Annotated in this window: 11 protein-coding genes; all 11 read right to left on the reverse strand. The window is 61.3% G+C overall.

Annotation, left to right across the window (positions count from 1 at the left end):
* Nucleotides 1-19: 19 nt before the first annotated feature.
* Nucleotides 20-1,279, reverse strand: coding sequence for a cell division protein FtsA (ftsA, locus tag LD28_RS0117090; RefSeq protein ID WP_005336148.1), 1,260 nt, complete (start codon nucleotides 1,277-1,279; stop codon nucleotides 20-22).
* The gene (locus LD28_RS0117095) at nucleotides 1,260-2,012 is read right to left on the reverse strand and encodes a cell division protein FtsQ/DivIB (RefSeq protein WP_033138131.1); all 753 of its coding nucleotides are present in this window, start codon (nucleotides 2,010-2,012) and stop codon (nucleotides 1,260-1,262) included. Before LD28_RS0117095 ends, ftsA begins: the two co-directional genes overlap by 20 nt.
* 98 nt (nucleotides 2,013-2,110) lie before the next feature.
* Nucleotides 2,111-3,565: a UDP-N-acetylmuramate--L-alanine ligase gene (gene murC, locus LD28_RS0117100; RefSeq protein ID WP_033138132.1), complete on the reverse strand. Its 1,455-nt coding sequence runs from the start codon at nucleotides 3,563-3,565 to the stop codon at nucleotides 2,111-2,113.
* A gap of 111 nt (nucleotides 3,566-3,676) precedes the next feature.
* Nucleotides 3,677-4,759 (reverse strand): undecaprenyldiphospho-muramoylpentapeptide beta-N-acetylglucosaminyltransferase, encoded by a 1,083-nt coding sequence (gene murG, locus LD28_RS0117105; protein ID WP_033138133.1) that lies wholly within the window; start codon nucleotides 4,757-4,759, stop codon nucleotides 3,677-3,679.
* Nucleotides 4,759-5,940 carry a cell division protein FtsW gene (gene ftsW / locus LD28_RS0117110; protein WP_033138134.1) on the reverse strand — a complete coding sequence of 394 codons (1,182 nt, stop codon included), beginning with the start codon at nucleotides 5,938-5,940 and terminating at the stop codon, nucleotides 4,759-4,761. Before ftsW ends, murG begins: the two co-directional genes overlap by 1 nt.
* Nucleotides 5,941-6,034: 94 nt before the next feature.
* The gene (murD, locus tag LD28_RS0117115; RefSeq protein WP_033138135.1) at nucleotides 6,035-7,318 is read right to left on the reverse strand and encodes a UDP-N-acetylmuramoyl-L-alanine--D-glutamate ligase; all 1,284 of its coding nucleotides are present in this window, start codon (nucleotides 7,316-7,318) and stop codon (nucleotides 6,035-6,037) included.
* 4 nt (nucleotides 7,319-7,322) lie between these two features.
* Entirely contained in the window at nucleotides 7,323-8,405 is a 1,083-nt protein-coding gene (gene mraY / locus LD28_RS0117120) for a phospho-N-acetylmuramoyl-pentapeptide-transferase (RefSeq protein WP_033138136.1), read from the reverse strand.
* A complete protein-coding gene (locus LD28_RS0117125) occupies nucleotides 8,399-9,754 on the reverse strand; it encodes a UDP-N-acetylmuramoyl-tripeptide--D-alanyl-D-alanine ligase (RefSeq protein ID WP_033138137.1) in 1,356 nt (451 codons plus the stop codon). The genes mraY and LD28_RS0117125 overlap by 7 nt, the downstream gene beginning before the upstream one ends.
* A complete protein-coding gene (gene murE, locus LD28_RS0117130) occupies nucleotides 9,751-11,232 on the reverse strand; it encodes a UDP-N-acetylmuramoyl-L-alanyl-D-glutamate--2,6-diaminopimelate ligase (protein ID WP_033138138.1) in 1,482 nt (493 codons plus the stop codon). The genes LD28_RS0117125 and murE overlap by 4 nt, the downstream gene beginning before the upstream one ends.
* The gene (locus LD28_RS0117135; protein WP_033138139.1) at nucleotides 11,216-12,970 is read right to left on the reverse strand and encodes a penicillin-binding transpeptidase domain-containing protein; all 1,755 of its coding nucleotides are present in this window, start codon (nucleotides 12,968-12,970) and stop codon (nucleotides 11,216-11,218) included. Before LD28_RS0117135 ends, murE begins: the two co-directional genes overlap by 17 nt.
* Entirely contained in the window at nucleotides 12,967-13,281 is a 315-nt protein-coding gene (gene ftsL / locus LD28_RS0117140; RefSeq protein WP_033138140.1) for a cell division protein FtsL, read from the reverse strand. The genes LD28_RS0117135 and ftsL overlap by 4 nt, the downstream gene beginning before the upstream one ends.
* Nucleotides 13,282-13,284 lie beyond the last annotated feature (3 nt).

Raw genomic sequence — 13,284 nt, forward strand, 5'->3', positions numbered from 1 at the left:
GCCTGACTCAGCAAAATTCTTAGAACTCGCCACGCAGCCAGTTACTAACCCGTTTGACCAGGCCACCGACGCTTGCCTTGGCGGCATATTCTTTGTTGCTACCTGTGGCTTGATGGGTGCGGCCATATTGCAGCAACCCGACCGCAGTCGAGTACACTGGAGCCTGCACGTAATCACTCAAACCACGTATGTTCATGGGCTCTCCCACCCGGACCTGGCTCTGGAAGATCTGCTCTGCACACTCCACAATGCCTTCAATCTGGGCAGCGCCGCCGGTCAAGACCACACCGGCTGCCAGCTGATGCTTGACCCCCTGCGCTTTCAACTCGCTCTGTACCCGCACCAGCTCATCATTCACCATGGAGAGCAACTCGGTGTAACGGGGCTCAATCACTTCAGCCAGTGTCTGCCGTTGCAGGCTGCGCGCCGGACGACCGCCGACACTGGGCACTTCAATATTGTCTTCCTTGCTGACCAGACGACCGAGGGCGCAGCCGTAGCGCACCTTGATCGCTTCTGCGTCGAGCGGCGGCGTGCCGAAGGCGTAGGCAATGTCGCTGGTAACAGTGCTGCCAGCGTACGGGATCACCTTGGTGTGGCGCAGGGCACCGCCGGTAAACAGCGACATGTCCATGGTGCCACCACCGATGTCCACCACGCAGACACCCAGCTCTTTCTCGTCTTCGGTCAACACGGCATAGCTGGAGGCCAGCGCGGAGAAGATCAGCTGATCCACGCGCAAGCCGACCTTCTCCACACATTTCTCAATGTTGCGGGCCATGTCGTTGTGGCAGGTGATCAGGTGAACCTTGGCCGCCATCCGCACACCGGAGAGGCCAACCGGATTCTTGATCCCTTCCTGATAATCGATGGCAAACTCCTGAGGCAGCACATGCAGCACGCGCAGCTCATCGGAGAGGCGAACCGACTTGGCGGTATGGATCACGTTGTCCACATCCTCCTGAGTCACCTCCTCATCGGAGATGGGCACCATACCGGTCTCGTTGCGGCAATCAATATGCTTGCCGGACAAACCCAGATAGACCGAGCTGATCTGGCAATCTGCCATCATCTCGGCCTCTTCCACCGCACGGCGCAGTGACTTGACCACGGAGTCGAGGTCATTGACCCCGCCCTTCTCCATTCCGCGGGAAGCGTGACTGCCCATACCGATGACGTTCAGTTCACCGTCCGGCAATACTTCCCCGACCAGAACCGCCACCTTGGTTGTGCCGATATCCAGTCCGACAATCAAATTCCTATCTGCGGTGTTGGTCATGCACTTTCTCTTCGCTCTTCTTCCAGCCAACTGCCATTCCGGTGTCGTATCGAAGATCCACGTAGGCAACTTGCGCACGGGGTTCGATAACCGGGAAGGCATCGATAAACCGCTGCAGCCGGAGCGCAATGTCATTGCGTCCCAGGAACAGCTTGATATTGCCATCCAGGGTCAGTTCCCAGGCATGGCGGGGGGTCAGATTCACCCCCAGCAACTTGTATCCCTTGGCAGCCAGTTGCGACTCGTACTGCCGACTCTCTTTCAACACCCGGGCGGCCTGGTCATCCGGCCCTGACAGCTGCAGCAGCGGCGTCTTGACCCGATCCGGGGCACTGAATACCTTGCCCCTGGTGTTGACGAAGCGGTTGCCATTCCAGCGCGCCGCCACATCTTGTTCCGTGAGGTAGATCTTGATCTTGTTCGGCCACTTCTTTCGTACCGAGACCTGAGCTACCCATGGCAGGGCATTGAGCCGTGCCTGCAATTCGTTGACGTCCAATTCGAAGAAGTTGCGCAGCTCAGCGCCATCCAGCACGGCCATCCGCAGCTCTTCGGTTTGCAAATACTGGTGTTGCCCCTGCAGCAACAGCTCGCTCATGGGCAACCGGTTGGCATCTGTCAGCCAACCTTTAACATCCAGCGCCGTCCGGTAGCAGCCCCATATCACCAGCAGGAAAAACACTACCCCTGCGATGAAGCCACCCTTGGTGCGCCCCTGTGCCCTTGCCTCCACCCGATCGATCCCCGTGTAACGCGCTAAACCGGCCTTTTGACAGACCGGTTCGCCATTATATAGGCCCCGGCTTGGCGGTCAAAATACTCATTGGGCCCTCAGGCGCCAGATTTCATGCTATCTATGCTCAATTTCATCTCTCCGAGACGACGGGCAAGCGCCCCGACGTTCCCGGCGCCTTGAGTCAGCACCAAATCGCCCTCGCCGATCAGGTCGGCCAGCACGGCTGGCACGTCATCTGGTGTGGCGACGAAGATGGGGTCCAGGTTGCCGCGCGAACGAATGGAGCGGCACAGTGCCCGTCCATCAGCGCCCGGGATTGGCTCCTCACCGGCAGCATAAACCTCCAGCATCACCAGCACGTCTACCTTGGAGAGCACATCGGCGAAGTCCTCGTAGAGGTCGCGGGTGCGGGTGTAGCGGTGCGGCTGGAACACCATCACCAGACGTTTCTCGGGCCAACCGGCACGGGCGGCGTTGATGGTGACCTTCACTTCACTCGGATGGTGGCCGTAATCGTCCACCAGCATCGCCTTGCCGCGACCGGTTTCAAACTCGCCATACTGCTGGAATCGACGGCCAACCCCTTCAAATTTGGCCAGTGCAGAGATGATGGCCTCATCGCTGACACCGTCCTCTGTCGCGACAGCTATCGCCGCTGCGGCGTTCAATGCGTTGTGAATACCCGGCAAATTGAGGGTAACCTGCAACTCACCGGCATCTTTACGGCGAACCCGGAAGCAGCTGTGGTTGGTGGTCTGGACAAAATCCAGCACCTGTACATCGGCATCGTCAGAGAGACCATAGGTCAGCGTCGGGCGGGCAATCTCGGGCAACATGCCACGGATCACCGGATCATCGATGCAGACCACCGCCAGTCCGTAGAAGGGCAGATTGTGCAGAAACTCGATGAAGGTGGCCTTCAGCTTGGAGAAATCACCGCCGTAGGTATCCATGTGATCCGCTTCGATATTGGTCACGATAGAGACCATCGGCTGCAGATGCAGGAAGGAGGCGTCGCTCTCGTCCGCCTCGGCAATCAGGTAACGGCTGCTGCCCAGACGGGCATTGGTGCCGGCACTGTTGAGCAGACCACCGATGACGAAGGTCGGGTCGCGGTCGGCTTCGGCATAAATGCTCGCCACCAGGCTGGTGGTGGTGGTCTTGCCGTGGGTACCGGCGATGGCGATGCCATGACGGAAACGCATCAGCTCGGCCAGCATCTCGGCGCGGCGTACGACCGGGATCCGCAGTTCGCGGGCGGCCAGCAGCTCCGGGTTATCCTGCTTGATAGCGGTAGAGACCACCACCACGCTGGCACCCTCGACATGTTCGGCACTGTGGCCGACGAAGATGTGGGCGCCCAGTCCGGCCAACCGCTCGGTCACGGCGTTGCGAGCCAGATCAGAACCCGTTACCTGATACCCTTCGTTGGCAAGCACTTCGGCGATCCCGCCCATACCGGCACCACCGATACCGATAAAGTGGATGCGACGCACGCGGCGCATTTCGGGGATCACAGTTCGCAGTTTTGCCAGTTCAACCTTGGTCATAATCGTCTCTTTAGTCTGCCGCAGGCCAGGTGCCATCAAAGAGCGGCTGCACGGCGGCATCAATACATACAGGTACAAGGCTGCACGGTGTCACCGCTGCAACCTTGCTCATCAATCTTTACCACTCTGCCCGGTGGCGAGCTGTTTGCACTCATCCGCAACCCGCTCGGCCGCATCGGTGATGGCGACGCGGCGAGCCGCTTGCGCCATGTTAAACAGGGTCTCTCGGCGGCCAGACAGCCAGGTCAGCCGCGCCGCCAGTGAAGCGGTATTCAGCTCGGACTGGGGCAGGAACTCAGCCGCACCGCCGTCGACCAGGGTCAGGGCGTTACGGGTCTGGTGATCATCCACCGCATGGGGCAACGGCACGAAAATGGCAGGCACACCGGCTGCTGCCACTTCGGAAACGGTCAGGGCACCGGCACGGCAGACCACCAGGTCGGCCCAGGCATAGGCACTGGCCATATCCTTGATAAATTCACTCACCTCGGCATGGATGCCGTGCTGGGCATAGGCTGCGGAGACTGTCTCACCATTACCCTTGCCACACTGATGACGCACTTCAATGGCCACGCCGGACGCCGCCACCGCAGCAGGTACCTGCTCGTTGAGCACCCGGGCACCCAGACTGCCACCGACGATCAGCAGATGCAGCGGCTCGCTGCTGCTGCGCAGTTGCGGATCCGGCAAGGCGACCACTTCGGGACGCACCGGATTGCCCACCACAGCGGTACGACGGCTCGGCGCGAAGGCCCCCGGAAATGCCATCAGCACCCGCCTGGCAATCCGCGCCAGCAGCTTGTTGGTCATGCCGGCAGCGGCATTCTGCTCATGAAGCAGCAACGGGATACCGGAGAACCAGGCAGCCACACCACCCGGGCCGGAGGCAAAACCGCCCATGCCGAGCACCACATCAGGACGAACGGTCTTGAGCACCTGACGTGCCTGCAGGATCGATTTGACGATGCGATAGGGCGCAACCAGCAGTCGTTTGATGCCGTTGCCACGCACCCCCTGAATATCGATGAAGGAGATGGGATAACCGTGGGCGGGCACCAGCTCCGCCTCCATCCGGTCGGCAGTGCCGAGCCAGTGGACAGTCCAGCCCTGGGCCTTCAGGCGATCGGCCACGGCCAGTCCGGGGAACACATGCCCACCGGTACCACCTGCCATCACCAACAGAGTCTTGCTCACTAAACCTCCCGCACGCGCGCCTGGGCTGTCGCCTGACGCAACTCAAAATCGATTCGAATCAACATGCTCACCGCCACCGCCATGATGATGAGACTGGAGCCACCGTAACTGACCAGCGGCAGGGTCAAGCCCTTGGTCGGCATCATGCCACTGGCCGCGCCGACGTTGACGAAGGTCTGGAAGCTGAACCAGATGCCGATACCGATGGCCAGATAGCCGTCATAGAGCCGCTCTGCCACCAGCGCGCGATGCCCCAGCTTGAGCGCCTTGATCGACAGCGCAAAAATCAGGAACAGGGCGCCCAGCACCCCGACATAGCCCAGCTCTTCGCCAAGGATCGCAAACACGAAGTCGGTGTGCGCTTCCGGCAGGTACTCCATCTTCTGGATGGAGTTGCCAAGCCCTTCGCCAAACCAGCTGCCACGACCAAACGCCATCAGCGACTGGGTCAACTGGTAGCCGCTGCCGAACGGATCGGCCCAGGGATCCATAAAGGAGGTCACCCGCCGCATCCGGTAGGGCTCGACGATGATCAGCATCACCACCGAACCAAGGCCCGCACCAATCAGGGTCAGGAATTGCCCCAGCCGGGCACCGGCCAGAAACAGCATGCCGAACGAGGTGACGAACATCACCACGGTGGAACCCAGGTCAGGTTGCAACAGCAGCAGGACCGCCAGCACCCCGAACACCGCCAGCGGTTTCAGGAAGCCGATCCAGGCTTCACGTACTTCGCTCTGGCGCCGCACCAGATAACCGGCCAGATAGACAAACAGCGCCAGCTTGCCAAATTCCGCAGGCTGCAGGTTGAAGGGGCCGAGCGGCAACCAGCGCACCGCACCGTTGACGTTGCGACCCACCAGCAGCACCAGCACCAGCATCAAAATCGCCAGCAGCAGCATGGGGCCATTGTGCTGTTGCCAGCGCGCCATCGGCACCTGCAACACAAACCAGGAGATACCCAGCGCCATCACCAGAAACAGGGCGTGACGCTTCACGAACATGAAGGGGTCATCCCCCAGCGCGATCCCTTCGGGGATCGAGGCAGACGCCACAATCACCACCCCGACGGCCATCAGGGAGAGCGCCAGCAGTACCAACTGCCGATCGTAGAGACCGGCAGGGCGCGCCGGTAACAACCAGCGTTGGAAAAGACCTGCTACTGCGCGAAGGGCGTTCATAGTGCCAGCACCTGTTCAGCGGTAAGGCGATCACCGCGAACGTTGAAAGATGTGAAGAAGTAAAGCCCGTCCAGGCTGCTGGCAAGGTGTGCGTTCATAGCATCTGTACCATCTCGGTGAAGCGATCGCCACGCACCTCGAACGACTTGAACTGATCGAGGCTGGCACAAGCTGGCGCCAGCAGTACCCAGTCACCGGGCTGGGCATCGGCCGCAGCCTTGGCGACCGCTGCGGCCAGATCGGCCACCCGTTCGGTCTGCTCGCCCAGCGCCAGCAGCACATCGGCATCCTGACCGAAGCAATACATGTGATCGATCTGGTTGCCCAGCAGCGCCTGAATGGGGCCAAAATCCTGCCCCTTGCCCTGACCACCAGCCAGCAACAACAGGCGCCCCTTGACCGACTCGCGCACACCGGCCACGGCAGCCAGAGTGGCCCCCACGTTGGTGGCCTTGGAATCGTTGATCCAGCGCACCCCGTTCACCTCGCGCACGAAGCGGGCTCGGTGCGGCAGACCTTCAAAGCGGCGCAGCACGGTGAGCTGGGCAGCACGGGGAATGCCGACCGCATCGCACAGGGCCATGGCGGCCAGCGCATTGGCCTGATTGTGGGCACCGACGATCTTCATCTCGTCCACCGCCAGCAGCGGTTCGCCGTGCAGGGTCAACCAGTAGCGGCCATCCAGCAGGCAACGGCCATAGCCATTGCAGTCGAGGCCAAAGCTCTGCCACACCTGACCCACATCGGGCAGGGTCTGGGCATCATCGCGATTGACCAGAATGTGTTTGGAGTGCTGATGGATCTCCATCTTGGCAGCGCGATAGTCGGCCATGCCCTGATAGCGATCCATGTGATCTTCGGAGAGGTTCAGCACCACGGACGCGGCAGCACGCAGGCTGTAGGTGGTCTCGAGCTGGAAACTGGAGAGCTCCAGCACGCAGAGATCCATCGGCTGCTTGAGCAGATCGAGCGCCGGTGTACCGATATTGCCACCCACACCGACATTGAGCCCGGCTTCGGCAATCATCTCGCCCACCAGGGTAGTGACGGTGCTCTTGCCGTTCGAGCCGGTGATGGCGATGACCGGGGTCTGGGTCTCGCGAACAAACAGTTCGATGTCGCCGACGATCTGAACGCCACACTCGGCAGCCGCTTTCAGTTCGGGGGTCGCCAACGCGATACCGGGGCTAGCAACGATCATGTGCGCCTGCTTGAGCAGTGCCTCGTCGAGCCCGTGAATGAGCTCCACCTCCGGCGGCAGTTGATCCTTGCCGGGCGGGTTGACGCGGGTGTCCATCACCAGTGGCGTCACGCCACGGCCGAGGAAGTAATCGACACAGGAGAGTCCGGTTTTGCCCAATCCGATGATGATGACCATGGCCTTACCTCACCTTCAGGGTGGCAAGACCCAGCAACACCAGCACGAGGGTGATGATCCAGAAGCGCACGATAACGCGCGGCTCCGGCCAGCCCTTCTTCTCGTAGTGGTGATGGATCGGCGCCATGCGGAAGATCCGCACGCCGCGCAGTTTGTAGGAACCCACCTGCAGGATCACCGAGACGGTCTCCATCACGAAGACGCCACCCATGATCACCAGCAGGAACTCCTGACGTACCAGCACGGCGATGGTGCCGAGCGCGCCGCCCAGCGCCAGGGAACCAACGTCCCCCATGAAGACCTGAGCCGGATAGGTGTTGAACCAGAGGAAACCCAGACCCGCCCCGACAATGGCGGTACAGACGATCACCAGCTCGGAGGTATAGGGCACATAGGGAATATGCAGGTAGTTGGCAAAGTTGACGTTGCCGGTGGCCCAGGCAATCAGGGCAAAGCCCCCCGCCACCATCACGGTCGGCATGATCGCCAGCCCGTCGAGACCATCGGTCAGGTTGACCGCGTTGGAGGTGCCGACGATGACAAAGTAGGTCAGCACGATAAACATCAGGCCAAGCTGCGGCATCACATCCTTGAGGAAAGGCACCACCAGCTGGGTCTGACCCTCATGGGTCGCGGTCGCATAGAGGAACACCGCCACCGCCAGCGCTACCGCAGACTGCCAGAAGTACTTCCAGCGCGCGATCAGACCGTCGGTATTCTTGCGCACCACCTTGAGGTAGTCGTCGGCAAAGCCGATGGCACCGTAGGCCCCCAGCACAAACAGCACCAGCCAGACATAGGGGTTGTCGAGGCGGCACCAGAGCAGCACAGAGATGAAGATGGCCGCGATGATCATCAAACCACCCATGGTCGGGGTGCCCCGCTTGCTGAGGTGGGACTCGGGACCGTCGTTGCGGATCACCTGACCGAATTTCAGGATCTGCAGACGACGGATCAGGCGCGGCCCCATCCAGAGGGCAACCCCCAGTCCGGTGATGATCGACAGGATGGCGCGAAACGTCAGGTAGGAGAAGACGTTGAAGAAGGTGAAGTGCGGGGTGAGCAGTTCAGCCAGCCAGACTAACATGTGGCTGACTCCTGATGGCCTTTGACCATCTCGACGATATCTTCCATACGGGAGCCACGGGCACCCTTGACCAGAATCGAAATTTCCTGATGTGTATTTATCATTTGCGCAAGCACTTCAAACAACGACGCCTTGTTATCGAAATGTCGTCCCGCCGCGGCATCTGCGGTGTGGCGACTCTCTTCCCCCACTGTCAGCACGGCATCCAGGCCGCGCTCGCGGGCATGACGGCCAACCCGGGCGTGTTGCTCGGCAGACTCCTCACCCAGTTCCCGCATGTCACCGAACACCAGCACCTTGAAGCCGCCCATGGCGGTCAGGGCATCGATGCCCGCCAGCACGGACTCCACGCTGGCATTGTAGGTATCATCCACCAGGGTCAGACCACCCCAGCGCTGCACGCAGAAGCGCCCCTTGACCGGTGCCATCTGCTCCAGCCCCGCCTTGACGGAGTCGAGGGATGCGCCGAGGGCCAGACAGCCCGCGGCAGCAGCCAGTGCGTTGGCCACGTTGTGACGACCCGGGATCGCCAGGGTCAGGCTCAGCTCGCCCTGCGGGGTCACCATCACGAACTCGGCGCAGCCTTGCTCGTTGAGTACCATGTCGCGCGCGTGGAACGGCTGGCTCTGATCTTCGATGGAGAAAGCGCAGCGAATACCGCGCTCCCGCCACTTCGGCCAGAATTCGTTGTCGGCATTGACGATGGCGGTGCCGCCTTCGCTCAGGCCCTCAAAAATTTCGCTCTTGGCGTGAAACACCCCTTCCAGCGAGCCGAAGCCCTCCAGATGGGCCGCCGCTACATTGTTGATGATGGCGGCATCGGGTTTGGCCAGTGAAGTGGTCCAGGCGATTTCGCCCGGATGGTTGGCACCCAGCTCCATCACCGCAAACTTGTGTTGCGGCTCGAGGCGCAGCAGGGTGAGCGGCACGCCCACCTCGTTGTTGAAGTTGCCAGCGGTGGCCAGCACTTCCCCTTCGTTGCGCAGGATGGCGGTTGCCATCTCCTTCACCGTGGTCTTGCCGCAGCTGCCGGTAATGGCCAGCACTTTCGGATTGATGCGCTCGCGCACCAGCTTGCCGATACGGCCCAGCCCCTTGAGGCTGTCGGCCACCACCAGCTGGGGGATGGCCAGCGGCAGTTCACGCTCGACCAGCAGGGCAGAGGCCCCTGCCTGAACGGCCTGCTCGCAAAAATCGTGGGCATCGAAGCGCTCGCCGCGCAGTGCAACGAACAGGGCACCCGCGCCCAGAGTGCGGGTGTCGGTACTGACGACGGAGATCTCGCCATCTTCACCAATCAGACGGGCATCGAGTACCTGCGCCAGCTCGGCAAGCCTGAGGGTCATCATTTGAATGACTCCAATAATGTGTGCAAGGCAGCCGCGACGGTTTCCCGGTCGCTGTAGTGCCGCTTGTCGGTTCCAATGATTTGATAATCCTCGTGACCCTTACCGGCCACCAGGATGATGTCCTGTTTGCTCGCCTGACCGATGGCCAGCGCAATCGCCTTGACCCGGTCGTGCTCTACCTGCACCGCAGCAGGATCGCGAAGACCCGCCACCATGTCGGCCATGATCCGGGCCGGCTCCTCGGTACGGGGATTGTCGTCGGTCAGGATCACGCGATCCGCATACTGCTCGGCCATCGCTGCCATCATGGGGCGCTTGCCGCGATCGCGGTCGCCACCACAACCAATCAGGCACCAGAGCTGGCCGGTACAGTGCACCCGCAGGGCCTGCAATGCCTTCTCCAGCGCATCCGGGGTGTGGGCGTAATCGACCACCGCCAGCGGCGTATCGCCACCGCCAAAGCACTCCATGCGGCCGGTCACCGGCTGCAATTGAGACGCGGTCGCCAGCAGCTCGTTGAAGTCGTAACCGAGCACCAGCATCACGCCCATCGCCGCCAGCACATTGCTGACGTTAAAGCGCCCGAGCAAGGGGGCGGATAATACACCATTCCCCCAGCTGGAGTTAATCTGCGCGCGAAAACCTTGCTGGTGAAAATCGAGCTGCTGCGCCGTTAATTGACGGCCAGAATGGTTGTCAATCGGACCATCCACACTGAAGGCCACCGCAGCAGGGTATTTTTCAAGCCACTTGGCACCCAGCTCGTCATCCCGGTTGATCACCGCATTCGACTCATCGACCAGTTGCAGCAGCAACTCTTTGGCCGCGCCATAGGCTTCCATGGTGCCGTGGTAGTCGAGGTGATCCCGGCTCAGGTTGGTGAAAACCGCGGCGGCAAAGGGCAGTGCGGCGACACGGTGCTGCACCAGACCATGGCTGGAGACCTCCATTGCCACAAGATCCGCGCCCTGCTCTTGCAGCGCAGCCAGATTGGCTTGCACCTGCACGGCGCTGCCGGTGGTGTTTTCCGCTTCAATCAGATTGCCGAACAGGCCGTTGCCGATGGTGCCCATCACCCCGGCCTTGCCACCCAGCAGGGTGCGCCAGTTGGCAACCAGCAGCGCCGTGGTGCTCTTGCCGTTGGTCCCGGTGATCCCGACCAGTTCAAGTTTTTTGGCTGGCTGGTCGTAGAAGGAACCTGCGAGGGCAGAGAGGTGAGCAGGAAGATCCCGCATCCCGATACAGGGAACCGGAGTTGATGGCGGGATAAATTCACCATCCTCCTCAAACACAACAGCGGTCGCTCCCTGAGCCACCGCCTGTTCGATAAACCGTCTGCCATCCACCTGATGACCGCGAATGGCAACAAAGAGAGTGCCGGGGCCGACCCGCCGACTATCCAGCTGGATATCGGTCAGGGTGAGCGACGGCGCCTGGATACCGAAGGGGCGCAATAATGCATCAAGTGCGCGGGACAAGGGGAGCCTCCGTACGGGCAAGTTTGGTGGGCACCGCTGGCGGCACCGCATCGGGACGAATATTGAAGAGCTGCAGCACCCCGCCCATGGCCTCTGCAAACGGCGGGGTCGCCACGGCGCCGCCATAATAGGCGCTGCCTTTTGGCTCGTTGATCACCACCACCATGACGAAACGGGGGTCACTGGCAGGCGCGAAACCGGCAAACCAGGCCATGTAATCCTTGCCATAGCCACCGGCGACGGCGACCTTGGCGGTACCACTCTTGCCGCCGACCCGATAGCCCGGGATCTTGGCTTTTGGAATGGCGTTGTCGACCACATACTCGAGCGCCTGCAACATGGCGGTGGCGTTGTTGTGGTCGATCACCTGCTCACCCTTGGGTGGCGTGGTCACCTTGACGATGGAGAGCGGCACCCGCTTGCCCTTGTTGGCCAGCGTCGCGTAGGCGGAAGCCAGCTGCAGCGGGGTAACGCGCAGACCATAACCAAACGAGAGGGTCGCCCGCTCGATATCGGACCAGCGGCGACGCTGGGGCAGCATGCCGCTGCTCTCACCCATCAGCCCGCTGCCGGTATCCATGCCGAAGCCAAACATGCTGAGGGTATTGATCATCTCCTGCGCCGGCATCCGCAGCGCGATGCGCGACATACCGATGTTGGAGGAGTAGCGCAGGATGTCGTAGAGGTTGGTCGCCCGGTGGATACTGACGTCCTTGATCTGCTTGGCGCCGATAAAGAGCGGCCCGCCCTGGATAGTGTCTTTCCAGCTGGTCACGCCAGCCTGCAAGGCACTGAGCAAAATCAATGGCTTGACGGTAGAACCCGGCTCGTAGGTATCGGTCACCACCCGGTTGCGTACCCGGAAACTCTGGTACTGGCCTCGGTTGTTCGGGTTGTAGGAGGGGGTGTTGACCATGGCGAGCACTTCGCCGGTCTTGATATCCAGCATCACCATGGAGCCGGAGGTCGCCTTGTTCTCGTCGGTTGCCCGCTTGAGCGCACGGTAGGCCAGCGCCTGCACCCGCTGATCGATACTGAGCTGCAGATCGTTGGCGTTCTTGCCCTCTTTGACGATGCCAAGACGCTCGATGACCCGCCCCTGACGATCCTTGCGTACCCGCATCTCGCCGGGTGTCGCCGTCAGCCACTCGTTGTAACTGCGCTCAATCCCTTCAATACCGCTGCCATCGATGTTGGTCACCCCCACCAGATGGGCGCTGATCTCGCCGGTCGGGTAAAAGCGGCGCGCTTCGGGGCGCAGATAGATGCCACCCAGCTTGAGGCCCTTGATATATTCCGCCACCGCAGGGGTAACCTGACGCTGCAGATAGACAAAGCGCTTGCTGGGGTTGGCGATACGGTGTTTGAGGGTATTGATGTCGAGCTTGAGCACGGCGGAGAGCGCCAGCCAGGCTCGCTCATTATTGATGGCGCCGGATTCGTGGACGGTCTTGGGATCGGCCCAGACCGCTTCGACCGGTACTGAAACCGCCAACTGCTCGCCATTGCGATCGGTGATCATGCCACGCACTGCCTGGGTGGCGGTGGTACGCAGGGAGCGCATGTCCCCCTCCTGACGCAGACGATCCGGATTGATCACCTGGATCCAGGCCAGACGCAGGATCAGACCCACAAACGCGATGCCGATAAACACCGCAAGCGTGCGAAAGCGCCACGGATAGATCGATGGCGCTTTGACAGTCGCTTTGGCAGCTTTGGCTGTAGCCTTGCGTTTCATGGTTGGGTAATTACCTTCTCGGTGGTCACCAGCGGACGACCCATCTGCAACTTGTCCATCGCCAGACTCGCCACCCGGGAGTGTTCAGCCAGGGTGCCCTGCTCCAGCAGCAGATGGCGCCATTCGATATTGAGGCGATCCTCTTCCGCCATCAGATCGTTCTGCTTGGCCGTCAGACCGCGGGTCATGTTGGTCACCAGGATCACGGCAAACGCGGTCACCAGCACGGCAACCGACAGAAGAATCTGCAACTTGTGCCGCCAGAGATCACTGATGATCTCCTTGGCCAGATGAACGCGCACTTCGCTCATCGC

Origin of the sequence: Aeromonas finlandensis (genome assembly GCF_000764645.1) — a bacterium.
GTDB lineage: Bacteria > Pseudomonadota > Gammaproteobacteria > Enterobacterales > Aeromonadaceae > Aeromonas > Aeromonas finlandensis.